This is a genomic window from Myxococcus xanthus (genome assembly GCF_006402735.1).
GTDB classification, from domain to species: domain Bacteria; phylum Myxococcota; class Myxococcia; order Myxococcales; family Myxococcaceae; genus Myxococcus; species Myxococcus xanthus_A.
This window is the reverse complement of sequence record NZ_CP017174.1, coordinates 2,196,761-2,222,135: the sequence shown is the minus strand read 5'-3', so window position 1 is coordinate 2,222,135 and position 25,375 is coordinate 2,196,761. Positions and strand designations below refer to the sequence as shown.

The window sequence follows — 25,375 nt, the reverse complement described above, 5'->3', positions numbered from 1 at the left end:
CGAAGAATCAGGTAGAAGGGCGGCCCCACGGACGTCGGTCCGGGGGGTGCCAAGTCGGCCCCGGTGGTATGGAGGCGTGGCCGAGCGGTTGAAGGCAGCGGTCTTGAAAACCGCAGAGGGTGAAAGCTCTCCGTAGGTTCGAATCCTACCGCCTCCGAGTTTTTGTTCTTGAATTTGTTGGCTCTTTGACAGAGAAGAGTTGGAGAGATGGCCGAGAGGCTGAAGGCACAGGTTTGCTAAACCTGCATACTCGAAAGGGTATCGAGGGTTCGAATCCCTCTCTCTCCGCCACTTGTTGTTGTAGCAGCGCCGGAAGAAATGCTCCCTTAGCTCAGCTGGATAGAGCGTCGGACTACGAATCCGAAGGCCGGAGGTTCGAATCCTCCAGGGAGCGCCACTTCTTTCGAGCAGTTCTCCATGAGTGACGAAGCTTTCATGCAGCAGGCGCTATCGCTCGCGCGGGAAGCAGCGGAACTCGGAGAGGTCCCCGTAGGTGCGGTGGCGGTGTTCAACGGTGAAGTCGTTGGCGCTGGTTTCAATCGCCGCGAAGTGGACCGCAATCCGCTCGCTCACGCAGAAATGTTGGCAATGGATGCCGCAGCCCGGAAAATCGGTGCCTGGCGGCTCTCGGGTGTCACCCTGTATGTGACGCTTGAGCCATGTGCCATGTGCGCCGGAGGTCTGGTGCAGTCTCGCGTGACACGACTCGTTTTCGGTGCCTTCGATCCGAAAGCGGGTGCGGTGGGTTCGCTGTACAACCTGGTCGAAGAGCCTCGACACAATCACCGGCTCCAAGTCACGAGTGGTATCCTGGCGGACGAGAGTCGCCTGCTTTTGAAGACGTTTTTCGGGCGCTTGCGCGCGAAGAAACGTGACAATTGAATACTGGAGAGCTGGCCGAGTGGTCGAAGGCACCTGACTCGAAATCAGGCATACCGGTAACGGTATCGTAGGTTCGAATCCTACGCTCTCCGCTCCAGATTTTTGGAGAGGTGGCCGAGCGGTTGAAGGCGCACGCCTGGAACGCGTGTATATCTGAAAGGGTATCGTGGGTTCGAATCCCACCCTCTCCGTTGTTGTTTCTGCAGTACGTGGTTACATTCTTTATGGTCGGGACAACGTGGGGGCGTGAACCCCGCCAGGTCCGGAAGGAAGCAACGGTAGCGTACTTCCGCGTGTGTCCCGGCCGTCCTTTTTGAAGAGCCGGTGTCCTGTCAAGGGCACCGGCTCTTCGCCTTTGCGGGCTGGCCGCTCCCCTCCCCTACTCGCGGGAGAGAATCGTCTCGCGGCCCACCTTCCGGACGATTTGGAAGCCGCCGGCCTGGAGCTCGGCGAGCGCGCGGTCCTCGAAGGTGACGGCGCGGTTGAACGTCCTGTCCCGCAGCGCGCGTTGGAACGCGCCGTCGTGGGGCCAGTCACAGGTCAGCCAGGGAATCTGCTTCCCCAGGTAGAAGAAGCCGCCCGAGCCCCACAGGCCCTCATTGACGATGAGCAGCCCCCGCGCATTGCCCCGGGTGGCGGCGACAATCGCGCGGAACTGGTCTGCCCGCAGGTCCCCGGAGGGGAAGAAGGCGGCCGCGGTCATGCTTGCGACCAGCGCGAGTCCGGCCAGGCCCCACCGCCCGGCTGGCCGAGCAAGCTGGACGAGGCCCGCCGCCACGGGTGGCGCTGCGGCCAGCACGCCCAGCACCAGGCCAGGATAGAGGAAGCGCTCCTCCTTGTGCGCGGTGGTCAGGAGCACGCCGGTGTACACGGCGGCGCACCACAGCGGCAGGGACAGGGCGCGGTGCTGGCGAAGCGCGGCGATTCCCACGGGCACGGCGGCCCAGGCCCAGAGCGGCACGGCGGTGAGCAGCGGCTTCACGTAGAAGCTGGGTGCGTCCGCTCCGAACTGAGCCGCGGCCTTGCCCGAGAAGACGTTGAAGCGGGCATAGGCGAAGAAGGAGTGGAACGGCGAGCCCCACGTCGCCCAGTCCAGCGCGCCGAGCGCCACCGCCACGCCCAATCCTCCAGCGCACGTGAAGGCAAGCAGTCGCCACCGCCGCGCCGCCGCCAGCCACACCAGCGCCGCCAGGACGAAGATGGCCGACGGGTAACGGGCCACCACCGCCAGCCCCAGGGCCATGCCACCCACGAGCCCTGCCCTCGCGAGCCGCTCTCTCCGGTCCAGCGCCTCCACGGCGACGACGAGCAGCGAGGCGGAAATCGACTCGGCCATGGTGCGCCCCGCGAAGACGAGCAGTGGTCCATAGAGCCCCACGAGCAACGTCGACAGCAGGCCACCCGCGGTCCCCGCTCGGCGCTGGGCGAAGCGGTACGCGGCCCAGAGACTCCAGGCGTGCAAGGCCACCTGCGGAATGGCCACCACGACGCGGTAGGCCCGGGGGTGGGTGATGCCCAGCAGGTCCGCCAGCTTGAGGAAGCCAGCCAGGACGCCGGGCACGGCCCAGTTGCGGAGGCCGTCACGCCACTCCCAGGCCAGGACGCCGTAGCCGTGGACGCGCCACCAGGCGGGCTCCAGCGACTGGTACACCTCATCCGGGTGGATGCGGCCCAACTGCACCACCGCGATGAGGCCAGGCAGCAGCGCCACTGCCCCCAGCACCCAGCGCATCCAGTTCCGGACCGGCGCCACTTGGGGCGTGCCCCCGGGCGCCAGGGAGGTGGGCTCGGGTGTCGGGATGGAATCAGTGGGCGCGGCGAGAAGGGGGGCGGACACGGGCGCGGCCGACTCTTCCCGCCCACGTTCCCGGACGCAAGGTGTGAAGCGTTCGTCTGCCCGCCCTGGGGCCGAGCCCGACGGGGAGTGGAATCCCACCTCGTGGGAGGGCAACGACATGGATCATTCACGCCGCCGTGTTTAGATGACGCCCCCCATGAGCTACCTCGTTCTCGCCCGCAAATGGCGCCCACAGAAGTTCGACGACATGACCGGACAGGAGCACGTCGTCCGGACGGTCGCGAACGCCATCAAGATGGACCGGGTCGCGCACGCGTACCTGTTCTGTGGACCTCGTGGCGTGGGCAAGACGACGGCCGCGCGACTGCTCGCCAAGGCGCTCAACTGTGAGAAGGGCCCCACCGCCCAGCCCTGTGGCGAGTGCCGTGCCTGCACGGAGATTGCCGCCGGCACCAGCGTGGACGTCGCGGAAATCGACGGTGCCTCCAACAACGGCGTCGAGAACGTCCGCGAGATTCGCGAGAACGCGAAGTACCTGCCCCAGCGGGACCGGCACAAAATCTACATCATCGACGAGGTCCACATGCTGTCGGGAGCGGCGTTCAACGCGCTGCTCAAGACGCTGGAGGAGCCGCCCGGGCACGTGAAGTTCATCTTCGCGACCACCGAGGCGCACAAGCTCCCGGACACCATCCTGTCGCGGTGCCAGCGCCACAACTTCCGGCGGATTCCGGCGGCGCGGATGCTTCAGCGTCTCCAGGAGATCTGCAAGGCGGAGGGCGCTGGTATCTCCGACCGCTCGCTGTCGCTGGTCGTGCGCCAGTCTGAAGGCGGCATGCGCGATGCGCTGAGCCTCCTGGACCAGGTGCTCGCCTCGTGCGGCGCCAACCCCTCCGACGAGGAAGTGGCCGACGCGCTGGGCGCCATCGACCGGACGTTCGTGCAGGACTTCGCCGATGCGCTCGTCCACAAGGACGCGAAGCGGGTGCTGGAGCGGGTGGAGGAGGTCTTCAACCGTGGCCTGGACTTGAAGCGCCTGGCCGAGGAGCTGGCCTTCCAACTGCGGCATCTCTTCGTCACCAAGACGCTGGGCAAGGCGCCCGACGAGCTGGCCGAGTCCGAGCAGAAGGCGCTGATGGCGCTGGCCCAGGACGCGGAGGCCGCGCAGCTCACGCGCTTGTTCGACGTGGTGCACGGCTGCATCTGGGACGTGTCGCGTGCGGCCCAGCCTCGGCTGGCCCTGGAGATGGCGCTGCTCAAGGCCATCCAGTTGTCGCCGGGTGGTTCGATTCCCGAGCTGCTGGCCCGAGTGGACAAGCTCGCGGCGGGGATGGGTGAAGGTTCCGCGAAGTCGAACGCTGGAGCGCCGGGAGGTCGCTCCAGTCCCGCGAACTTTCGCGCCTGAGGCACGACACGACGCTTCCGTGATGCAGGCGGCTGCCCCGGCTCCACGTCCGTGGGATGCGAGGGGTGCGCCCGTGGGGCAGGCGCCTGTTCGCGTCAGCGAGCCGCCAGCGCCGACGGCGGCCGTGCGCGAGGAAGAGCCGCCGCGCATGGGCCACGCTGGCGCCATGCGCCAGGACGAGCCTCCTCGTTTTGCACCTCCCGACGCCATGCGTCCGGACGAACCGTCACGGCCCGGGCCCCACATGGACGGCCTGTCACCGTCAGCGGCCCGTCCCCTGTCGTTCCTCCGCAACGGCAGCGGCGCCACACCGTCCCCGCAGGGCTACCAGGCCACGCAGATGGTCCCCTCCGGCCCGGTGATGGAGGGACTTTCACCTTCCGCCGCGCGCCCGCTCTCGTTCCTCCGCAATGGTGGCTCGGTCCAGGCGCCCACGGCCCCGACACCCCCGCCCTCCGTGCCTCCCGCGGGCGCCACCCCACTGTCGCGCACCACCGAGCCCGCGCCATCGGTCCGCGTCACCAACATCCGCCGGCCCGAGCCCATCGCGCCGCCGGAGCCGCCGCCCTACGCGGAGGAAGAGGACGCGCGCTACTACCCCGAGGAGAACTCCCCCGAAGGCTGTGCCTCCGGCGAGTGCCTCCCCGAAGTCGCCGCCGCGCCGCCCCCCCCGCCGGCGCCCGAGCCCGTCATCCACCACGAGCCCGAGCCCGAGCCGCCCCCGCCGGCCCCTGTCACCCGCTCCCGGGACAACCCCAACCTGCCCCTCACCGAGCGTTGGCGGGCCGCCGTGGAGACGGTGAAGGCCTCCCATCCCCGGCAGGGCGCGGCGCTCTCCAACGGGCGATTGATGTCCATGAAGAACGGCGAAATCGTCCTCGGCTTCCTGCCCGTGGCCGGCTTCCACCGCATGGCCGTCAACTCCACCGCGGGCAAGGCCGCCGTGGACAAGGCCCTGGCCGAGCACTTCGGCCGCCCGGTGAAGCTCACCATCCAGGATGCGTCTCCGGACGACCCTCGTCTGGGTCCCAGTCTGGCCGATCAGGACGCACAGACGCGCGCTGCCCACGAGAAGAGCACGGACAGCAAGGTCCGCAGCCACCCCGCCGTCCGGGCGGTGCTCAAGTTCCTGGGAGGCGAAATCGAACACATCCAGGTCTACGAGCCCGAGCGCCCCGGGGCCGTGCCAGCGGACGACACCTCCGACGACAGCGCCTGACAACCGCCTCGCGCAACGGTAGGGTGGCGCCCCATTCCACGCCGGGGCGGGGCCATGTCCGTGGCGCCCGCTCCCACGAGCACCGAGGAAGCATATGCCTGGCGTCGACCTGAACTACTTCATCCGGCAGGCGAACAAGCTGACGGAGAAGATTGAAGAGCGGAAGCAGCAGCTGGCGGAAGAGAGCGTGGAAGCCAAGGCCGGTGACGGCCGGGTCACCGTCGTCGCCAACGGCATCCAGGAGATCCGCAGCATCAAGATCGACAAGGAAGCCATCGACCCCAACGACACGTCGATGCTCGAGGACCTCATCACCGCCGCGGTGAACGCCGCCCTGGCGAGCAGCCGTCAGCACATGCAGCGCGAGCTCGCGAAAATCTCCGGCGGCGTCAAAATCCCCGGCATTACCTGATACCGGATGACCCCCGATCCGCTGAATCGACTCGTCGCCCAGTTGGCGAAGCTGCCGGGCATCGGCGAGAAGACCGCGCAGCGCCTCGCGTTCCACATCCTGCGGGCGCCGGGTGAGTATGCCGCGGAGCTGTCGCAGGCCATTCGCGAGGTGAAGGAGAAGGTGCACCTGTGCGTGCGCTGCTTCTCCCTCACCGACGCGGAGACCTGCAACTTCTGCCGGGACGCACGGCGCGACGAGCGCGTGCTGTGCGTCGTGGAGACGTTCGCCGACCTGATGGCGCTGGAGCGCACCCGTGAGTTCAAGGGCCGCTACCACGTCCTGCACGGCGTGCTGTCTCCCCTGGAGGGCGTGGGCCCCGAGCAGCTCCGCATCCGCGAGCTGCTGGAGCGCCTCAACGACAGCCGGGTGGAGGAACTCATCCTCGCCACCAACCCGGACATCGAGGGCGAAGCCACCGCGCTCTACCTGACGCGCCTGCTCAAGCCCATGGGCCTGCGCGTCACCCGCATCGCCCAGGGCCTGCCCATGGGCGGCGACCTGGAGTTCGCCGACCAGGCCACGCTCGCCAAGGCACTCTCCGCCCGCCGCGACCTGTAGGCCACTCGCGGTGGCGGCGCGAGCCTCCTCGCGCCGCTACTGCGTCACCCGCCACGAGAAGGGCATCACCACCGTGACCTCCTGGTCCCGGTGAGGCGGGAAGCGAAGGCGCTCCGCCTGGGCCTCCAGGCAGCGGCCCACGCCCGACGAAGCCAACGGTCCCCGCGTCCCCGCCCGCACCTTGCCCGACGAGACGATGGTGAGCTGCACCTGCACCTCGCCCTGGCTCGAAGGCAGGTCCGCCTTGTAGCGCTCGAAGCACGTGGTGATGCGCGCCCGTCCACGCGAGACGACACGCTGCACATCGTCGATGCCCAGCGTCACCCGCTTCTGCGACGAGGCCTTCTTCGACCGCACAGGTGCCGCGTCCGCCACTTCTTCATCCGCATCCGGCTCGACATCGGACGCAGTGCCAGCAAGTCCGGCTTCGTCCGTCTCCGTCGCGTCAGCGGCATCCACGGGTGGCGGCGCCGAATCCGTCACGGCCACGTCGCCACCCGCCCCATTGGCCACGGCTTCCGGCAGAGAACCGGCCTGAGCGGCAGCATCCTCCGGTGCCACGGCCTCCACGACGGGCGCCGTGGCCGGCACCAGCGACACCGAAGCGGGCGTCGTCACCCACTGCCGATATCCAACGATGCCCGCCGCCGCCAGCATCAGGCCGCCCGCCAATCCCACCGCCAGCGTACGCCAGCGTCGGCCTCCGGCCGTGGTGGCGGGCTCCGGCGACGTCGGCCCACGTGAAGCCGAGCCATGGGCAGGCACGCCCGGCGAGGAAGGCCGCATGGACATGCCGGGGCGCTGGGCGGACGTGGCGTCCCCCTCCCGGGCAAGCACGCCATACAGGTTCGTCCCGTGCGTCTCCGCACCCGGCGCCTGCCCCTGCGCCCCTGCCGCGGCGCCTCCGTACGTCGCGGTGAGCGTGGCCAGCGTGGGAATGCGTGAGCGCTCGGTGAAGCGCTCCTCACCAAAGTGCCCCTTCAAGAAGGCGCCGAGCGGCATCGCGCCCGAGCCACTGAGATGCTCCGAGAGGAACGTCTCCAGCGCGTCCGCGAACGCCTCCGCGGTGGGGTAGCGGTCCTCCGGCTTGAAGGCCATGGCCTTCAGGAGGATGGCCTCCAGTTCCTCGGGCAAGTCCGGCCGCAGCTCGCGCGGCGGCTTGAGCTCGCCCTGCAGCAGCGCGTTGAGCACCGCCAGGTCGTTCTCCCGGGAGAAGGGCCGCACATGGGTGAGGGCCTCATACAGGCTCACGCCCAGCGCGAAGACGTCCGCGCGGCGGTCCACCTCCTTGCCGCGAGCCTGCTCCGGCGCCATGTACATGTACTTGCCCTTCACCACGCCAGTGCGCGTGTTGACGAGCCGCGACTCGGCCTTGGCGATGCCGAAGTCCAGCACCTTCACCTGCCCCTGGTACGTCAGATACAGGTTCGACGGAGAGATGTCGCGGTGGACGACGTTCAGCGGCTGCCCGGCCTCGTTGGTGAACTCGTGCGCGAAGTGCAGCCCGCGCGCCGCGTCGATGAGGACGCGCAACACGATGGGGAGCGGCACGTAGTGGCGCTTGCGTCCGGCCAGCCGCAGCGTCGTGGAGAAGTCCTCGCCCGCGAGGTACTCCATGCAGATGTAGTAGCAGCCCTCCGCGAAGCCCAGCTCCTGAATCTGCACGATGTTCGGATGGGCCAGCTTCGCCGCCAGCCGCGCCTCGTCCCGGAACATCTCCACGAAGTCGGGGTTGTTCGTCAGGTGCGGCAGCATCCGCTTGATGACGACGTTGCGCTCGAAGCCGTCGGCGCCCAGCAGCTTGGCGAGGAAGATTTCCGCCATGCCGCCTTCGGCCAGCTTTCGCACGAGCACGTACGGGCCATAAGGCTGAAGCAGGGGCACAAGGCTCGCTTCCGTCACAGGCAGGGTCGTCTGGGGGGGGGACATCCTCACGGCCCTCGCTGTTTCAGAGTGCGCACCGTATGGACCGCCGGGGCACCAGGACGCGTCATCTTAAACACCAATACGGGCGGCGAGCCCACCGGCTCCACCCAGGTGTTGAACCGGTGCTTGCCATCCAGCGCCACCGGGCGTCCATTGATGGACAGGCGGGCGTCCACGGGGGCGACACCGGCCGCGCGCACCTTCGCGCCCGCGGCCTGCCCGTTGCGCGGTGTGGACACCATGAGCACCGGCACCGAGTTGTCGTAGACCAGTTCCAGCTTGTTCATCCGTCCCCCCTTGAGCTGTGCACCCGTGGCGGAAAGCGGCGTGACGGACCAGAGGTAGTTGCCCTCGCTCAGCGCACCGGCGTCCAGCGCGGCGCGAGTCTCCGTCACGGTGCGTTCGGCCACCGGCGTATCCAATGTCCCCGCGCGGTACACGGCCACACGGTAGCGCGCCGCGGAGGTCTCCGCGGCATAGGTGAAGGTCACCGCCGGGGGCTTGTCCTGGTAGAAGATGGTCGTCTTCTCCGGCCCCTCGGGCACCACGTTGCGCACCCGCGCCAGCGAGCGCACCGCGCGCTCCGGCGCGAACGACGCGCTGCCCGACACCTGCGTCCCATCCTTGCGGCGCACCCGCCAGTGGAGCACGCCGCGCACCGGCGCCGGCACGTTGATGAAGGGACGGTACACCGTGCCTGACAGCACCGGCCGCGTGAAGGCCGCGTCCTCCGCGACCTCCACCGTGGCCTCGCCCTCCCCTTCCCAGGTGATGGCCACATCCTGCAGCCCTGGATGGAACACCTCCGCGCCGTCGACGACGCCCAGGGCCAGTGGCGCGGGCGCGAGCGGCTCGACGCGTGGCGCCTGCGCGGAGGACGCATCCACCGTGGCGCGCTCACCCGCGCGCAGCGCCTGCCGGGCGGCTCCGCGGACCAGCGTCACCTGTCCGGTGAGGGCATCCACCAGATAGCCCGCGGCCGTGCGGCGCACCGCCAGCCGCGCTTCACCGCCGCCCTCCACCTGCAGCCCCGGCAGCACCAGCCGGCTGGTACGCCCTCGCGCGAGCTGCAGGTTCAGCCAGCCCCTCAACAAGTCGAAGCGCGCCTCGTCCGTGGCGCCACCCTGCTCCGCTGACGTCAGCACCAGCTCCGCGTCCGAGCCCAGTGACGCCACCGTGGCCGAGCCCTCCAGCGCCAGCACCGCGGAGCCTCCGCGCCGGGTGCGCACGCTGCCTCCCGGCGACAGCTCCTCGCCCTGCTTCGCCACCGGACGCCAGTCCGACGCCCCCTTGGCTCGCACCTCCGCGCGCCCTGCCGTCAGCCGTACCGCCACCGGAATCGGCGCCAGCTCCAGGACACGCGCCCCGCGAGCCACCAGCTCCGTCCGGCCGGACGTCGCCTCCACCGCGTCGCCTTCGGACGCGCGCAGCGTCTTGCCATCACGGCCCACGAACTCGATGGCGCCCAGCCGCACCTCGACGCGGCCCGCGTCCTCGGCCACCTGCACGCGCACCTCGCTGGGTTCATCCGCCCCCACGCGCGTGAGGCCGAAGGGCGTACGGATGGTCAGCGCCACCTTCGAGCCCTGGCCCGTGCGGTTCGCATCAGCGGGCACGCGCGACAACAGGATGCCGCGCTCCACTTGAAGCACGATGCCCCCCGAGTCCGAGCCCAGCGCGAAGCGTGCGTCCGGCCCCACCTCCACGGAACGGCCGTCCGGGAAACGCACCGTGGCCGCACCACCCGCGGCCGTCTCCACCGCGTCGCCCCCGTACAAGGGCCCCTCTTCGGCGGGCGCCTGCTTGCCACCTCGCTCCAGGCGCACGTCGCCGCTCAAGCCCTCCAGGCGGCCCAGCACCTCGCCAGCGCCCGCATCGACCACCGCCGAGGGCCCGGGAGGCGGCGCCACGGCGTCATCATCACACCCCGCGACGAGGAGCAGCAGGACCAGGAACCAACGACGCGGGGCACTCACCGTTTCCCCCTCGGGAAGAGGTCGACATTGAGGATGGTCCGCTCACCCTCGCGCAGGGTGATGACCTTCGTCTGGGACAGATGCCCTCGCGCGGAGATGGTGATGCGGTAGGTGCCACCCCGCACCTGGACATTGAAAGCCCCCTTCGCATCCGTGCGCGCGCGCACTCGGGCCTTCGTCATGAGGAGGGTCGCCGCCAATGGCTTGCCCCCTCGCACACTGCGAACCTGCCCCACCAGCGTGGCCCGCGTCCCCTTCTTTTCCGACGCCAGGGGTACCGACAGCGTGGACTCCTGCCCGGCGATGACCACCGCGGCTTCATCCACGGACCGGAAGCCGGAAGACGCCACCGCGACAGCCACGGGCCCCGAAGCCAGGTCCCTCACCACCACCTGCCCTGTCAGGTCCGTGCGCACCTGGGCTGTGCCCACCGACACGCGAACGTCCGGCAGCGGCGCGCCCGTCCGCGCATCCACCACCGTCACCCGCAGCGCGCCCGTCGGTGGCGGCAGTGGCGCGGCTCGGACCTCCAACTCCGCGCGCACGCCCTCCTCCACCGTGACCGCCGCCTCCGCGGACGCGTATCCCTCCGCCGTCACCTGCGCGGACACCGGCCCGGGCGACAGGGACGCCACTTCGACGAGGCCTTGTGCGTCCGCCACGTGCGCCTCGCCCTCCACCATGACCCGCGCTCCGGGCAGCGGCGCGCCCGTCCGCGCGTCCAGCACGTGAAACCGCACGCTTCCGGGCACCACCACCACCGGCACGGGCACCTGCCGCGTCGTCCGGACACCGTCATGCCACGCCAGCTCCAGCGCCGCGCCCATCCGCCGCAGCCGCTGCCGGGACTGCGTCCCATCCTCCAGCGTCACCGTGTCCTGCACGTGCTGGAAGTCCAGCACCAGCGTGCCCGTCCAGCGCTCCGCTCGCCGCAGCGGCACCAGCAGCGCGCCACCGGCGGAGAACCCCGTCGCCTCCGCTCGGGCGCCCGTGGCGTCGCGCACCGACAGCGAGACCGGCAGCTCACCGCGCGCTTCCAACTGCAGCCCCAGCATCAGTGGGAAGCGCACCAGGCCGCCCACCACCACCGCATGCCGCACACCCCGAAGGAGCACGGGCTCGGCCGAGTCACTGAAGTGGGGAAGCTGCGAGAAGCCATAGCCCGCGCCCAGCTCCGCGCGCACCGGGCCCAGGAAGGCGCGCGCCCGGGAGCCCACCGAGGCCCGCCACAGGCTGCCACCGGTGATCCGCAGCGCGCCCTCCCGCAGGTCGAAGGCCTCCCGCTGCAACCCGGCCCACGCGCCCAGCCAGGACGTGCCCAGCCACGCAGTGCCTACGGCCGCCATGTCGTTCGGCGTGAAGCCCTCATAGGTGAGCCCGGGCCCTACATCCGCCTGACGGCCGTCACGGAGGGACAGCCCGTAGCGAAGGCGCAACGAGGCGTGCTCGGCCACTGCGTCCGCGTGGGCGGAGGGAGTGGCAAGCAGGACGAGGAGCACCAGCGCCAGGCGCGCCACGGAGCAACGCGGGAGAAGCGGGGGCGGCAAAACGCAGCGGAGTATAGAGAAAGCCGGGAAGGCCCCCAACCCCGTGGGACGGGCCCGCTCAGGCTCCACGCTCTCAGGGTGCGGATCCGTGGCCTCCACCCCACAGAGCGTCCGGAGGGCATGGGAACGGACACGGAACCTCCTCCAGGAAGCGGAAGGCTTCTTGCTGGAGTGGATACGCTTTGCTAAGCATCCTGATGGTCGGTAGCGCCTCGTCTAACCTCGTGGATTCACTCTAGAAACATCGGAGCGTCGCCATGAGCGGGACGAGCGAACGCTGAGGAGCGCATACGCCCATGGGCACGCAACTGGTGATGTACGAAGAGGAGTTCACCAAGATCAACGCCGTTTGCGACCGGCTTACCAAGGACGCGAACGCGAAGGTGGTCTTCCTCGTCGACAAGAACGGGCAGCTCATCTCCTCCGCGGGTCAGACGCAGAACATCGACACCACGTCACTGGCCTCGCTGACGGCCGGTAACGTGGCGGCGATGGGTGGCCTGGCCAAGCTGATTGGGGAGAACGAGTTCCCCAACCAGTTCCACGAAGGGGCCAAGGACTCGCTGTACATGACCATCGTCGGCAGCCGGGTCGTGCTGGTCGTCATCTTTGACAACCGCACCAGCCTTGGCCTCGTCCGCCTTCGCATCAAGAAGGCCAGCGACGAGCTCACGAAGATCTTCGAGAGCCTGGTGAAGAAGACGGACAGTCCTGGAGCTGGGTCGCCCTTCGCCGAGATCTCCGACGACGATATCGACAACCTCTTCAGCGAGTAACCCGGGAAGCCATGTCCTTCATCAATTACTCATCCCGCGAAATCAACTGCAAGATTGTCTATTACGGGCCCGGGCTCTGCGGGAAGACGACCAACCTTCAGTACATCTACAACAAGACCGCCGCGGAGACGAAGGGCAAGCTCATCTCCCTCTCCACGGAGACGGACCGCACGCTCTTCTTCGACTTCCTGCCGCTGTCGCTCGGTGAGATTCGCGGCTTCAAGACGCGCTTCCACCTGTACACGGTGCCCGGTCAGGTCTTCTACGACGCCAGCCGCAAGCTCATCCTCAAGGGCGTGGACGGTGTCGTGTTCGTGGCAGACAGCCAGATCGAGCGTATGGAAGCGAACATGGAGTCGCTCGAGAACCTCCGCATCAACCTTGCGGAGCAGGGCTACGACCTGAACAAGATTCCGTACGTCATCCAGTACAACAAGCGCGACCTGCCCAACGCGGTGACGGTGGAGGAGATGCGCAAGGCGCTCAACCCCCGCAACATCCCGGAGTACCAGGCCGTGGCTCCCACGGGCGTGGGCGTCTTCGACACGCTCAAGGCCGTGGCCAAGCTCGTCCTCACCGAGCTCAAGAAGGGTGGTTGAAGCAAGCGCCCAGGCGGGCGACCCCGGTCCCCGCCCACGGCGTGGCAAGACGTCCTACAGGCAAGGGTGCTATGTCCTCCCTTGCCGTCAGGTCGGACCGTCTGCCCACTGAGGTCGTACCGTGCGTGTCGCCGCCACCTTCCCGCTCCTCGCCCTGCTGGGCGCCGCCCTCTGTGGGCCGGCGCTCGCGCAGGAGCCCGCCGCATCCGCTCCTCCCTCGGCACAGGCCGCGACGACCGCGGACGAGGCGTTCGACACCCGCGTGAAGACGCTGGAGGAGAACGTCGTCGACCTGAAGGAGAAAATCTACCGCTCCAAGGCGCGCCTGCTGCTGCTGCAGGAGACGGTGCTGGGCGGTGACGTCTCCACTGGCGCTCGCGCCGTCATCATCCACAAGAACGAGATGGGCGGCTCCTTCGAACTGGAGTCGGTGGCCTACGCGCTCGACGGCGCGCCCGTCTACACGCAGGTGGATGAAGAGGGCCAGACGGACCTGGGCAAGCGAGAGCTCTTCGAGGTCTTCAACGGCCGCATCGTCCCCGGGCAGCACCAGCTCGCCGTGCGCCTCGTGTACCGGGGCAATGGCTACGGAGTGTTCAGCTACCTGGAGGGCTACAAGTTCAAGGTGCAGTCCAGCTACACCTTCAGCGCGGAGCCGGGGAAGACATCCACCGTGCACGTGGTGGGCTACGAGCAAGGCGGCATCACCACGGACCTGAAGGACCGGCCCGCGGTGCGCTACGACGTCTCCGTCGCTCGTGAGTCGGGCCGCAAGGCCGCGCCCGCCCCGCCGCCCGTCACCCGCTCCACTCCCGGGCAGTAGAGGGCCAGACGGTGAACGCGTCACTCCGTGCCCTCGCTCTCGCGGCGGCCCTGCTGGGGCCGGCGGCTGTCCGTTCCGCCGAGCCCGCGCAGGTGCCCGCGCCCCCGCCGACCGCGCGCGACTTGTCGCCGCGGCTCGACGCGGTGGAGACGGGACTGCTCGGCGTCGAGGAGAACCTCCACTTCGTGGAGACGCAGTTCACCCAGCGCGCCGAACCCAGTGACGACGACGCCCTCGCGCGCCGCTTCTCCGACGGCGAAATCCACTACCTGCTGGGCGACTGGCCGGCGGCCTCCGTCCTCTTCTATGACCTGGTGAGCGACCCGCGCTTCCGCCCGCATCCGCGCTATCCGGACGCGCTGTTCTACCTGGCGGACTCGCTCCTGGAGCAGCGCAACGACATTGGCGCGCGCCTGTATCTGCGCGAGCTGCTGGCCCTGCCCCCGACTTCCGGGCACTACCGCGAGGCCCTGTCGCGCTACCTGACGGTGGCCGGCCGCCTCAATTACTTCGAGGGTGTCGAGGCCTACGTGGCGCAGGCCCGCGCGCTGTCCGGTGGGCAGCTGCCCCCGGAGATTGCCTACGTCCACGCGAAGTGGCTGTTCCGGCGCACGGACCTGTCTCCGGCGGACCGCATCGCCCAGGCCCGCGCCGCCTTCACGCCTCTGGCGCAGTCGCCCAGCGGCGCCTTCCGGCTCCAGGCCGCCTACCACCTGGGCGTGTTGTCCGTGCAGGAAGGTGACCTGCCCGCGGCCATCACCCGCTTCCAGCAGCTGGCCACCCCGCCCTCCGCCCAGGCCGCACAGGCCGCTCCGGGCAGAACGGGTCCTCGCCGCTCCGCGCCCACGCCCGAGGAGGAAGCCCGCCGCGTGCGCGAGCTGGCGCTGATGTCATTGGGGCGGCTGCTGTACGAGACGGGCCGCTTCGACGACGCGCTGGACCGCTACGGCCAGGTGCCGCGTGACAGCGAGTCCTTCCCCGACTCCCTCTACGAATCCGCCTGGGTCCACGTGCGCCGGGGCCACTACCAGCAGGCAAAGAACGCCATCGACATCCTCCTGCTGGTGGCGCCCGACTCGCAGCTCGCGGCCGAAGGCCGCATCCTCCAGGGCAACCTGCTCCAGAAGCTGCGCCGGTATGACGAGGCGACCGACACCTATACCCAGGTCATCGACACCTTCCGGCCCCCCAGGGAGCAGGTGGACGCGCTGCTGAGCTCACACAGCGACCCGGTGGCGTACTTCGACCGGCTGCTGGTGCGCGCGGACGGCCCGCTGGACATGCGCACGGTGCTGCCGCATCTGGTGCTGAAGTACGCCACCACGCAGCGCGAGGTGGCGGACGCGGTGCGGCTGGTGGAGGACATCGACAGCGGTCGCCGGGGCCGGAGCGAGGCCGCGGCCATTGCCCAGCGCATCCTCCACGCCCTGGACACGCGCGGCCTGGAGACCTTCCCGGAGCTGCAGGAAGCCAACACGCGCGCGGACGCGGTCGACACCGCCCTCACCCAGGCGGAGGCGGAGTTGGTGCGGGTAGAGACGCTCGCGATGCAGGCCGTGCTCACGCCCGCCGAGCTGGCGCGGCTGACGGAGGCGCAGCACGCGCGTGAAGCCCTGGAGCGCCGCTTCTCCGCGCTGCCCACCTCGCTGAAGACGCTGGAGGACCGCCGCGAGCGCATGCAGCGGCGCGTGGATGTGTTGGACCGCGAGGCCCACCGGCTCGACTTCGAGCTTCAGTCGCTCAATGCCATCGCCGCCTCGATACGCAAGTGGGTGGATGACTCGCGGACTCACCGGCAGACGCCTCCGGACGAGGAGCGCGAGTTCCTGCTGCAGTTGCAGGCCGAGGTCCAGACGCTGAAGGACCTCAAGGCGGAGCTGACCGCCACGCGCGCGCGGCTGGCGGACGAGCGCAACGCCGTGGACACCACCCTGGCCGGCGAGCGCGCCATCCGCATCGCCTATGCAGATTCCCTGCGGCGCGAGCACGCCATCCTGCGCGAAGCGGAGCCCCGGGCGGACGCGGAGGTCCTGGCCACGCTGCGGCGCACCCAGGGCGTGCGCGGCCGGCTGGACGGCCTGCGTGGACGCGTGACGACGGCCCGGAACGTGGTGCGCGAGCGGTTGGAGAGCCGGGGCCGCGTCATCCGCGAGAAGGTCGTGGCCGAGCAGCAGCTCCTGGAGCGCTACGAGGCCGAAGTCGCCACCGTCTCCGGTGACGCCAAACAGTTGGTGGGCCGCATCGCCTACGACAGCATCCGCCGCGTGCGGCAGCAGTTCTACGACCTGGTGCTCAAGGCGGACGTGGGCGTGGTGGACGTGGCCTTCAACGAGAAGCAGGACAAGACGACGGCCATCCAGACGCTCTCCACGCAGAAGGACGAGGCCCTGCGCGAGCTGGACGCCGAGTTCCAGGACGTCCTGTCCGAGGTGAAGGAGTGATGCGCTCCCGTCTCCTCGCCGCGCTGCTCGCCCTGGGTGGCCCCGCCTCCGCCGCGGAGGCTCCCGCCGCGCCCGCGTCCCCCTACCTCCAGGGCATGGGTCGCACGCCCGAACAGGAGGCGCTGTTCCAGGAGGTGAGCAGCGCGCTGGAGCTCTACGAGTCCGAGGCGCGCGAGTTCCACCGCGAGGTGCAGGAGCTGGTGGAGCAGCGCTACGAGCAGAAGCGTGGCGCGCTGGCGGCCTCCTACGAGAAGCGCATCAAGGACCTGGAGGCCCAGGAGCGCCGCGAGCGGCTGGACGCCATCGCCCGGTTCGAGGAGTTCCTGCGCCGCTACCCCACCGAGCCGCGCTTCACGCCGGACGTGATGTTCCGCCTGGCGGAGCTGTATTACGAGCGCTCGTCGGACGACCACCTGCTGGCGATGCGGGACTACGCGGAGCGGCTGGAGGCGCACGACAAGAACCCGGACGCGGAGTTCCCCACCGAGCCGCGCGTGGACTACGCGCCCTCCATCGCGCTCTACCGCAAGCTGCTGGCCACCTTTCCGGACTACCGCCTCAACGACGGCGCCTGGTACCTGCTGGCCTACTGCCTGGAGAAGCAGGACCAGTACGACGACAGCCTTCACGCGTACCAGCAGCTTCTCGCCCGCTACCCGCAGAGCCGCTTCGCCACCGAGTCCTGGGTGCGCATCGGCGAGTACTGGTTCGACAACTACGAGGACCCGCAGGCCCTGCCCAAGGCCGCGCAGGCCTACGAGGCCGCCACGCGCGACGCCTCGCACCCGCTCTACGACAAGGCGCTCTACAAGCTCGGCTGGACGTACTACCGCATGGACCGCTTCGAGCCGGCGGTGGCGTCCTTCCTGACGCTGGTGGAGTTCTACGATGCCCAGCGCGTGGCGAAGGGCGACGCGACGGCCGGCGGCGACCTGCGCGAGGAAGCACTCCAGTACGTCGCCATCTCCCTGGCGGACGACACGTGGGGCGGCATCGCCCGGGCAGAAGCGCTCTTCGCGGAGCGTGGCCCGCGCCACTACGAGGCCGAGGTGTACCAGCGATTGGGCAACGTCTACTTCGACCAGACGAAGCACGCGCCGGCCATCGAGGCCTATCGCCGGGTGCTGCAGAAGGCGCCGGACGCGCCGGACGCGCCCATGGTGCAGCAGCGCATCGTCCAGGCCTACGAGCGGGACCGCATGCTGGGCCTGTCCTTCACCGAGTCCGAGGCCCTGGCCAACCTCTACCAGCCCGGCGGCGCCTGGTACGAGAAGAACAAGGGCGACACGGCGGCCATCGCCCGCGCCAACGCGCTGGCCGAGCGCAGCCTGTACGGCAGCGCCACCTACCACCATCAGCAAGCCCTGGTCTTCAAGCAGGAGGGCAAGTTCGAGCAGGCCCGGAGCGCCTTCGACATCGCCGCCCGCGCGTATGGCACGTACCTGGAGCGCTTCCCGCGGACGAAGAGCGCGGGCGACATGCGCTTCTATTACGCGGAGTGCCTCTACAACGCCTTCCAGTTCGCCGCCGCCGCGCGCGCCTATGAAGAGGTGCGCGACACGGACGCGGCCAACAAGCACCGCCCGGACGCGGCCCTCAACGCGATGCTCGCGTGGCAGAAGCAGCTCACGCTGGACATCCAGGCGGGCACGGTGCCGGAGTCCAAGACGCTGCGCTCGACGGAGCGTCCCCAGGGCCAGGCGGTGAAGCCCCGCCCCTTCGCGCCCACCGAGCAGAAGCTGGTGGCCGCCGCGGACGCCTACGTGGCCCTGCTGCCCGCTGGCGAGAAGGCGCCCGGCATCGCCTACCAGGCCGCGGAGCTGTACTACTCGCACGACGACTTTCCCGAGGCGCGCCGCCGCTTCGAGGCCATCATCCAGGCGTACCCGAGCCACGAGGTGGCCCGCTACGCCACCAACCTCACCATCGAGACCTTCCTCATCGACGAGGACTGGCGGAGCGTGGAGTCCGTCAGCGCGCGGCTGGCCAGCAACGACAAGGTCATCGACCCGTCCAGCGACCTGCACAAGCAACTGGTGAAGTTCAAGCTCGCCGGCCGCTTCAAGCTCGCCGACCAGCTCATGGCCGAGTCGAAGTACGAAGAGGCCGCGTCGAAGTACATCGAGCTGGTGGACGAGTCGCCCCGCCACGAGTTCGCGGACAAGGCCCTCAACAACGCCGCGGTGGCGCATGAGAACACGCGCCGCTTCGACTCCGCGTTGAAGCTGTACGAGCGCATCTTCCGCGAATACCCATCGTCACCGCTGGCCGGCGGGGCGCTGTTCCGCGTGGCGGTGAACGCGGAGAACTCCTACGACTTCGACAAGGCCGTCGTCAGCTACCAGAAGCTGGTGAAGGACTACCCGGACTCGAAGGACCGGGAGGCGGCGCTCTTCAACGCGGCGCGCCTGTTGGAAGGCCAGCAGCGCTACCCGGAGGCGGCCGCCGCCTTCATGCGCTACGCGGACCTGTTCCCCAAGGCGGAAGACGCGCCCAAGAATCAGTACCGCGCCGCCATCATCTACGAGAAGCAGGGCAACCCCCGTGGCGAGGTCCGCGCGCTGCAGGAGTTCGTGCGCAAGTTCGCCTCGCAGTCCGGACAGGCGGAGCTGGTGGTGGACGCGCACCGGCGCATGGGCGACGCCCACCAGAAGCTGGGCAGCACGCGCGAAGCCCAGAACGCATGGGAGCGCTCCGCCGCGGAGTTCGACCGGCGCAAGCTCCAGCCGGACACGCATCCACTGGCCGCGGATGCCGCCGCCTACAGCCGCTTCCAGCTGGCCGAGCTGGAGTTCCAGAAGTTCGACAAGCTGAAGATTGGCGGCAAGGGCAAGGCGCTGGAGCGCAGCTTCACGGCGAAGCGCAACGGCGTGAAGTCCGTCAACACCGCGTACGCGCGCGTCTACCCGTACAAGCAGCTGGAGTGGACGCTGGCCGCGCTCTACCGCCGGGGCTACGCGCTGGAGCGCTTCGCCAACACCATCATCGAGACGCCCGTCCCGGTGGAGGTGAAGCGGATGGGCGAGGAGGCGGTGGTCGTCTACCAGGACGCGCTGGTCCAGCAGACCACGTCGCTGGAAGAGGCCGCCGTGGAGAGCTACGCCGCCACGCTGGCCGAGGCACGGAAGAACCGCCTCTCCAACGAGTGGACGCGCCGCACGCTGGAGTCCCTCAACCGCTTCCGGCCCAAGGAGTACCCGGTGCTCAAGGAGCCCAAGCAGGCGCTGGCCGCGGACGCCACCTACCCGGATGGGCTGGTGGGCAGCATCACCGGGCCCGTGCGCTCGACGCCGCAAGAAGGCCCGCGCCTGTCCGGGGAGGGAACGAAGTGAGTCCTGGCCCGCGTCTTTCGTGCGCCCGCGCGCTGACCTCCGTGGTGCTGGCCTCCAGCCTCTGGCTGTCCGCGTGCGCCACCACACCCGCCGCCACCCGGCCAACGCCCGAGGAGACCTCCGCCGCCGAGGAGGCGAGCACCACCGCCGCGCCACCGCCGGACGAGGGCGCCACCGCGGAGGCGCAGTCGCCAGCGTCGCCGCCCCTGCCCCGCCCGGAAGCGCCGCGCGGCACTGAGCGTGACTTCGTCGAGGCAGTGGAGATCGCTCGCCGGGGGGAGCTGACCGCGGCCGAAGCGGCGCTGCGCACCCTGGTCGAGCTGGACCCGAAGCTGGACTACGCGTGGACGAACCTGGGCATCGTCCAGGAACGGCTGGGAAAGACCGCGGACGCGGAGCGCTCCTACCGCAAGGCACTGGACGTGGCCCCCGAGCAGCAGTCCGCGTGGGACTGCCTGGCCCGCCTGTATGGCCGCACCGGCCGCACGGCGAAGCTGGAGGCCGAGCTGCGCGAGCGGCTGTCGTCCCATCCGGACTCGGTCACGCTGCGCACCGCGCTGGCCATCACCCTGCTCCAGGCGAAGAACCACGCCGCGGCCTCGGCCGAGGCCAAGGAGGCGCTGAAGGGGGACGAGCGGCACGTGCGCGCCATGCAGGTGCTGGCGCAGGTCTACTACCGCGAGGGCAAGCACGAGCTGGCACGCATGGTGCTGGAGAACGCCCGCGCCATCGACCCGAAGGACGCGGCCACGCACAACGCGCTGGGGCTGGTGTACCTGGCGCTCGACTCGCGTCCCCAGGCCCTGGAGTCCTTCAAAACGGCCGCGCAGCTGCGGCCCGACTTCGCGGAGGCGCGCAACAACTTCGGCGCCATGCTCAACGAGGCACAGGACTACGCGGCCGCCGTCACCGAGCTGGAGGCCGCGGTGCGCGCCGCGCCGGACTTCGCGTCGGCCCGCCTCAACCTGGGCAACGCTCACCGGGGCCAGGGGAACTTCGCGCGAGCCCGCGCCGAATACGAACAGGTGCTGCTGCTGATGCCGGGCGCCGCGGACGCGTACTTCAACCTGGCCATCCTCTACCTCGACGTGGAGCCGCCGGGGATGGAGCCGCTGAAGCGCTACAAGACGGCCCTCACCCACTTCGACAACTACCAGGCGCGCGGCGGACGCGACGAACGCATCCCCCAGTACGTGAAGGACGCGCGCAAGCTCATCGACCGCGAGGAGCGGCGCCTGGAGCGCGAGCAGAAAGACCAGCTCCGAAAGGCCGCCGAGGCGCAGAAAGCCGCCGAGGCCAGGCCTCCCGAGGGAACACCGCCCGCCCCCTCGGTGTCCAACCCGGAGCCGGGCACGCGCGTCGCGGCGCCTGGCGCCTCACCTTCCACCACCTCCGCCCCAAGCAGCCCGGCACCGTCACCGGACGGCGCGTCCGCTGCCCCGGTGCCCACCGGCTCGGGTAGACTCACCACCGACTCCCAGTAAATCCGCCATGCGCTCCGCCTTCGCCCTCATCGTGCTGCTCGCCGCCGCGCCCGTACTGGCCCAGGACGCCAGTCGGGCCTCCTCGTCCAGCAGCGGCGCCGCGTCGCCGAAGAAGGCCCCGCGCAAAGTCATCCGCCTGGAAGCCATCACCGTCGAAGGACGCATCCAGAAGCCCCAGGCCATGTACATCCTCCAGCGCTCCAACCTGAGCTTCGATGACCTCAGCCGCACCGAGAGCTTCGTGCCCAAGGTCGAGAAGAGCGTGGAACAGGAACCCTTCTAGTCCCATGGCCGCCACCTCGCAGAACAAGCTGCTCCGCGTCGGCGTCATCCAGAACGGCCGCATCGTCGAAGAGCACCACGTCCGCCGCGAAACGGTCACCATCGGCCACGACGCGAAGAACACCATCGTCCTGCCCGCCACCGAGGGCCGGCCCGCCCGCTTCGCCCTGCTGGAGAACCAGAACCAGCAGTTCCAGCTCGTCATCGCGCCGGACATGAAGGGCCGCGTCAACCTGGGCTCGTCCGACGTGGACTTCGAATCCCTGCGCGCGCAGGGCCTGGCCACCCGCCGCGGCGACCTGCACGTCCTGCCCCTGCCGGAGAGCGCTCGCGGCAAGGTGGAGCTGGGTGACGCCACCCTCTTCTTCCAGTTCGTCACGCCGCCGCCCGACGAGGCGAAGCCGGTGCTGCCCGCGGACGTCATGGTCAGCCGGTGGAAGACGATGGACCGCGTCTTCTTCGGCATCCTCGCCGCCTCGCTCCTGGTCCACTTCTCCGGCGCCGCCCTCATCATCACCTCGGAGACGCCGCAGGTGGCCGAGCTGGAGCTGGACGAACTGGATGACCGCTTCGTGCGCGCCATCATCCCCCAGCGCCCGGTGGAGGCCCCCAAGCCGGCGGACACCGGCGCCGCCGAAGCGCCCAAGAGCGACAAGCCCGATGCCGCGCCCAAGGACGACACGCCCGCGCAGAACAAGCCCGCGGGTGACGCCGCCCAGCAGCGCCGCGCGGAGGTGGTGAAGAAGGTCTCCGGCAAGGGCCTGCTGAAGATTCTGGGCTCCAATAGCGGCGGCGGCCAGGGTGCCTTCGCGGACGTGCTGGGCGGCGCCAGTGGCGGCGGTGACATCGCCGAGGCCCTGGCGGGCGCGGGCGGCGTGGGCGTGGCCCGCGAGGCCTCCGTGGGCGCCCCCGGCGGTCCTCGCGGCGGCGGCACGGGCACGGTGACGGACATCGGCGCCATTGGCACCCAGGGCGGCGGCAAGGTGGACCTGGGCGACAAGAAGGAGACGGTGGTGAAGGGCCGCGTGCAGGACGCCACGCCCGAAATCGAGAGCTCGGACGTGGACCGCGACGCGCTGGCCCGCTACGTGCGCGCGCGCAAGGCCGCCATCCAGAGTTGCTACGAGAAGGAGCTCAAGCGGAACCCCAACCTCAAGGGCAAGGTGGTGGTGCGCTTCACCATCAAGACGTCCGGCCGCGCGGGCGACATCGAAATCGAGGAGAACACCCTGGGCAGCGAGGCGGTGGGCAGCTGCATCCGCACCACCATCCGCAGCTGGGTGTTCCCCTTCAAACCCGACGACGAGACAGCCGTTTCCTACCCCTTCGTCTTCGCGCCGGCGGGCTAGGCTCCCGGTCGGGGAGCACCCATCCCGGGCCCCGGGGGGACCATGGAGAAGCTGTCCGTCATCGCCGCATCGCCGCTCTTCGAAATGCTCTCCTCCGCGGAGCTCGGCCACCTCGCCGAGCTGGCGCGGGCGCGGCACTTCGCGGCCGGGGACGTCATCTTCGAAGAAGGGGATTTGGGCGACAGCCTCTTCGTCGTCGTCCGCGGCCAGGTGGAAGTCGCACGCCGTCAGCCCCAGGGCGGCCTGCATCCGCTCGCGGTGCTGTCCCCACCCGAGTTCTTCGGGGAGATGGGCCTCATCGACAAGGACTTCCGCTCCGCCACCGTGCGCGCGAAGACGGACGTGGACCTGCTTCAGCTCGGCGCGCAGGACCTCCGCGAGTTCCGGAGGACGCATGGAGATGGGTTCACCTTCATCGTGGTGAATATCGCCAGGAGCCTGTCTGCCCGTCTGCGCGAGGCCAATGTTCGTCTCGCGACGAAGGACTGACTAGTCAGTCCTGGCCACTTTCATCGCCCTCGTGTTGGTTTGACACCCCCCACCCCTGCCTCTACGCTCTGCGGCATCGTGAGCCGCATGCGCAACGTCGGAATGCTTGCCGTCCTGGCCGCCGGCATGGCGACGGCACAAAGCCCGTCCCCCGCCGCGCCGCCAGCCCCTCCCGCCGCCACCGCGGCGCTGGAGAAGGCCAGCGACGTGCCGGACTCGGCGAAGCTGGTGCGCAGCACGCAGGCCCTGGGTGGCATGCGCGAAGTACTGCGCTCGGTGTTGGGGAAGGTGGAGGAGGCCCGGCGCACCAAGGACGTGGTGAAGCTCAACTGCGCCAACGAGAAGCTCACTCAAATCAAGGGCCTGCTGCGCATCTCCGAGCAGGCGGACGTGTCCCTCCAGGAGGCGGTGTCCCGCCAGGAGTCCTCGTCCAGCGAGCACGAATTCACCAAGGTGATGATCGCCCGGCAGAAGGTGGGACAGCTCCGCTCGGAGGCCGAGGAGTGCATCGGCCAGCTCGCCTTCCGCACCGATGAAAACCTGTTCGTAGAGGTGGAGGAGCCCAACAACCTCCCCGGAGGAGACCCCAGCCGTCCCCTCACGCCCGACACCGTCCTGGTGCGCCCACCTCCCGCCAGCCCCGTCCGGTAACACCGCCAACAAACGTTCGGTCCGGCCTGACACGCATGTTATGACGCCGCCGGCCGCAAGCACGAAAGGTGGGAGGAGATGCACCTCACACCTGGGAAGCCCTTCTGAGCCATGAAGCAGCCCGCGACATTCTGGGGAGGACTGGGTGCACTGGCGCTGCTCGCGCTGGGCGGCACGGCCTCCGCGCAGGGCATCGCGGCGCCTCCCACCGGGGGAAACGGCTTCAAGGTGGGCAACGGGCGGCTGCACCCCTACTTCGACTTGGAGACGCGGCTGGACAGCGGCGTGGGCTACTTCTCGCCCACCTCCAACGCGGAGCCCAACAGCGACCCGGTATCGGCCAACCTGGCGAGCGACGTGGCGCTGCGCTTCCGCCCTGGCTTCCGGCTGGAGATTCCGTCGTCCACCCTGGCGTTCAACCTGGGCGCCAACCTGGACTACGTGATGTACACGGGCCTGGTGACGAAGAACTCCAGCGCGGCCTCGCGCATGGAGGGCGCGGCGGACCTCACCGCGCGCTTCAACCCGGACGCCCCGCTGACGCTGGAGGTGTCGAACCAGTTCGCGCGCTCGGACCGCACGCGCACCGCGGCCGTGGGCGTGGGCGTGCTCAGCCTCTTCAATGAAGCGCGCGTGAAGGCCCCGTGGCGCCCCGGCGGCGGCGCGCTGGAGCTGACGCCCAGCGTGGCCTACGCGGTGGAGTTCTTCCAGCCGCTGAGCTCGGTGAGCCCCGTCGGCTGCACCGAAAGCGTGTGCGACCCGGCCGCCGTGGAGCGCTTCGACTACGGCAACCTGCGCGTGGGCGCGGAAGGCCGCTGGCGCTTCCTGCCGAAGACGGCGGTGGTGCTGGACACCCACCTGGACGTGCGCAGCTACTTCAACGACAGCACGCCGGGGGCCTCGCTGTTGCGCATCATGGGCGGCGTGGCGGGCCTCGTGTCCCCCAAGGTGGCCGTCACGGCGAAGGCGGGCTGGGGCCAGAACTTCGGCAGCACCGGCGGCGGCACCTTCCTGGGGCAGATGGAGGGCACCTACCTCTACAGCCCCACCCTGAGCTTCAAGGCGGGCTACCTGCGCACCCTGGAGCCCGTGGCCGCCTACGGCTTCTTCACGGACAACCGGGGCTACGGCGAGGTGCGCGCCCTCTTCGGCGGCAAGCTGACGGTGTCCGGCGGGCTCGCGGTGGACTTCCTGCGCTTCGACGGCGGCCGGAAGGACACCGTCGTCGGCGTGAATATCGGCCCGGAGTACCAGTTCTACCCGTGGCTGACGGGCGCTGCAGGCTACATGCTGGGTCGCCGCTCCTCCTCGGTGGATGGCGGCGGCCTCAACTACTCGCGGCACGAGGGGTACGCCCGCCTCTCCGTGACGTACTGAGTGAGCG

Annotated in this window: 20 protein-coding genes, 5 tRNA genes and 1 other RNA gene; 22 read left to right on the top strand and 4 right to left on the bottom strand. The window is 69.5% G+C overall.

What is annotated here, in order from left to right:
- Window positions 1-70 precede the first annotated feature (70 nt).
- The 7 genes from BHS09_RS09405 to ffs all read left to right on the top strand — a co-directional run bounded on the left by BHS09_RS09405 (window position 71) and on the right by ffs (window position 1,196).
- Window positions 71-157, top strand: a tRNA-Ser gene (locus BHS09_RS09405).
- A gap of 44 nt (window positions 158-201) precedes the next feature.
- Window positions 202-291, top strand: a tRNA-Ser gene (locus BHS09_RS09400).
- Between the two features lie 29 nt (window positions 292-320).
- Window positions 321-397: transfer RNA gene (locus BHS09_RS09395), tRNA-Arg, on the top strand.
- A gap of 20 nt (window positions 398-417) precedes the next feature.
- Window positions 418-882, top strand: a complete 465-nt coding sequence (gene tadA / locus BHS09_RS09390) for a tRNA adenosine(34) deaminase TadA (protein WP_140789068.1) — start codon at window positions 418-420, stop codon at window positions 880-882.
- A 5-nt stretch (window positions 883-887) separates the two neighbouring features.
- Window positions 888-974, top strand: a tRNA-Ser gene (locus BHS09_RS09385).
- Between the two features lie 12 nt (window positions 975-986).
- Window positions 987-1,073, top strand: a tRNA-Ser gene (locus BHS09_RS09380).
- Window positions 1,074-1,103: 30 nt separating this feature from the next.
- Window positions 1,104-1,196, top strand: an RNA gene (gene ffs, locus BHS09_RS09375) — signal recognition particle sRNA small type.
- Window positions 1,197-1,261: 65 nt separating this feature from the next.
- Here the strand turns inward: ffs and BHS09_RS09370 are convergent.
- Window positions 1,262-2,839, bottom strand: coding sequence for a glycosyltransferase family protein (locus tag BHS09_RS09370; protein ID WP_140797721.1), 1,578 nt, complete (start codon window positions 2,837-2,839; stop codon window positions 1,262-1,264).
- Window positions 2,840-2,876: 37 nt separating this feature from the next.
- Here BHS09_RS09370 and dnaX point away from each other — a divergent pair, with 37 nt between their 5' ends.
- The 4 genes from dnaX (at window position 2,877) to recR (ending at window position 6,316) form a co-directional block, all read left to right on the top strand.
- Window positions 2,877-4,085: a DNA polymerase III subunit gamma/tau gene (gene dnaX / locus BHS09_RS09365; protein ID WP_140797720.1), complete on the top strand. Its 1,209-nt coding sequence runs from the start codon at window positions 2,877-2,879 to the stop codon at window positions 4,083-4,085.
- 73 nt (window positions 4,086-4,158) lie between these two features.
- Window positions 4,159-5,304 carry a DNA polymerase III subunit gamma/tau gene (locus tag BHS09_RS09360; RefSeq protein WP_237080266.1) on the top strand — a complete coding sequence of 382 codons (1,146 nt, stop codon included), beginning with the start codon at window positions 4,159-4,161 and terminating at the stop codon, window positions 5,302-5,304.
- 94 nt (window positions 5,305-5,398) lie between these two features.
- On the top strand, window positions 5,399-5,716 hold the full coding sequence (locus BHS09_RS09355) for a YbaB/EbfC family nucleoid-associated protein (protein ID WP_011552030.1): 318 nt from the start codon (window positions 5,399-5,401) through the stop codon (window positions 5,714-5,716).
- 6 nt (window positions 5,717-5,722) lie between these two features.
- A complete protein-coding gene (gene recR, locus BHS09_RS09350) occupies window positions 5,723-6,316 on the top strand; it encodes a recombination mediator RecR (protein WP_140789062.1) in 594 nt (197 codons plus the stop codon).
- Between the two features lie 36 nt (window positions 6,317-6,352).
- Here recR and BHS09_RS09345 read toward each other — a convergent pair whose 3' ends face one another.
- From BHS09_RS09345 to BHS09_RS40040, 3 genes are read right to left on the bottom strand one after another with little or no spacing between them, the layout of a single operon-like run.
- Window positions 6,353-8,245: a protein kinase domain-containing protein gene (locus BHS09_RS09345; protein WP_140789060.1), complete on the bottom strand. Its 1,893-nt coding sequence runs from the start codon at window positions 8,243-8,245 to the stop codon at window positions 6,353-6,355.
- A gap of 2 nt (window positions 8,246-8,247) precedes the next feature.
- Entirely contained in the window at window positions 8,248-10,218 is a 1,971-nt protein-coding gene (locus BHS09_RS09340; RefSeq protein ID WP_140797719.1) for a FecR domain-containing protein, read from the bottom strand.
- Window positions 10,215-11,864 (bottom strand): MSCRAMM family protein, encoded by a 1,650-nt coding sequence (locus BHS09_RS40040; RefSeq protein WP_140797718.1) that lies wholly within the window; start codon window positions 11,862-11,864, stop codon window positions 10,215-10,217. Before BHS09_RS40040 ends, BHS09_RS09340 begins: the two co-directional genes overlap by 4 nt.
- Window positions 11,865-12,061: 197 nt before the next feature.
- Between BHS09_RS40040 and mglB the strand changes: the two genes are divergently transcribed.
- The 11 genes from mglB (at window position 12,062) to BHS09_RS09280 (ending at window position 25,368) form a co-directional block, all read left to right on the top strand.
- Window positions 12,062-12,541, top strand: a complete 480-nt coding sequence (mglB, locus tag BHS09_RS09330) for a gliding-motility regulator GTPase-activating protein MglB (protein WP_002637270.1) — start codon at window positions 12,062-12,064, stop codon at window positions 12,539-12,541.
- A gap of 11 nt (window positions 12,542-12,552) precedes the next feature.
- Window positions 12,553-13,140, top strand: coding sequence for a gliding-motility regulator Ras-like GTPase MglA (mglA, locus tag BHS09_RS09325; RefSeq protein ID WP_002637269.1), 588 nt, complete (start codon window positions 12,553-12,555; stop codon window positions 13,138-13,140).
- A 121-nt stretch (window positions 13,141-13,261) separates the two neighbouring features.
- Window positions 13,262-13,963, top strand: coding sequence for a dihydrolipoamide acetyltransferase (locus BHS09_RS09320; RefSeq protein WP_140797717.1), 702 nt, complete (start codon window positions 13,262-13,264; stop codon window positions 13,961-13,963).
- 11 nt (window positions 13,964-13,974) lie between these two features.
- Window positions 13,975-16,404, top strand: coding sequence for a tetratricopeptide repeat protein (locus tag BHS09_RS09315; protein WP_140797716.1), 2,430 nt, complete (start codon window positions 13,975-13,977; stop codon window positions 16,402-16,404).
- Window positions 16,404-19,736, top strand: coding sequence for a tetratricopeptide repeat protein (locus BHS09_RS09310; RefSeq protein WP_174260515.1), 3,333 nt, complete (start codon window positions 16,404-16,406; stop codon window positions 19,734-19,736). The genes BHS09_RS09315 and BHS09_RS09310 overlap by 1 nt, the downstream gene beginning before the upstream one ends.
- On the top strand, window positions 19,733-21,220 hold the full coding sequence (locus BHS09_RS09305) for a tetratricopeptide repeat protein (protein WP_140797714.1): 1,488 nt from the start codon (window positions 19,733-19,735) through the stop codon (window positions 21,218-21,220). Before BHS09_RS09310 ends, BHS09_RS09305 begins: the two co-directional genes overlap by 4 nt.
- 7 nt (window positions 21,221-21,227) lie before the next feature.
- Complete coding sequence (locus BHS09_RS09300) at window positions 21,228-21,503, top strand: hypothetical protein (RefSeq protein WP_140797713.1); 276 nt, start codon at window positions 21,228-21,230, stop codon at window positions 21,501-21,503.
- Window positions 21,504-21,507: 4 nt separating this feature from the next.
- Window positions 21,508-22,851: an AgmX/PglI C-terminal domain-containing protein gene (locus BHS09_RS09295; protein WP_140797712.1), complete on the top strand. Its 1,344-nt coding sequence runs from the start codon at window positions 21,508-21,510 to the stop codon at window positions 22,849-22,851.
- A gap of 42 nt (window positions 22,852-22,893) precedes the next feature.
- Complete coding sequence (locus tag BHS09_RS09290) at window positions 22,894-23,340, top strand: cyclic nucleotide-binding domain-containing protein (RefSeq protein ID WP_140789041.1); 447 nt, start codon at window positions 22,894-22,896, stop codon at window positions 23,338-23,340.
- Window positions 23,341-23,427: 87 nt separating this feature from the next.
- The gene (locus BHS09_RS09285) at window positions 23,428-23,991 is read left to right on the top strand and encodes a hypothetical protein (RefSeq protein WP_174258702.1); all 564 of its coding nucleotides are present in this window, start codon (window positions 23,428-23,430) and stop codon (window positions 23,989-23,991) included.
- A gap of 111 nt (window positions 23,992-24,102) precedes the next feature.
- On the top strand, window positions 24,103-25,368 hold the full coding sequence (locus BHS09_RS09280) for a hypothetical protein (protein ID WP_140797711.1): 1,266 nt from the start codon (window positions 24,103-24,105) through the stop codon (window positions 25,366-25,368).
- Window positions 25,369-25,375: the final 7 nt, after the last annotated feature.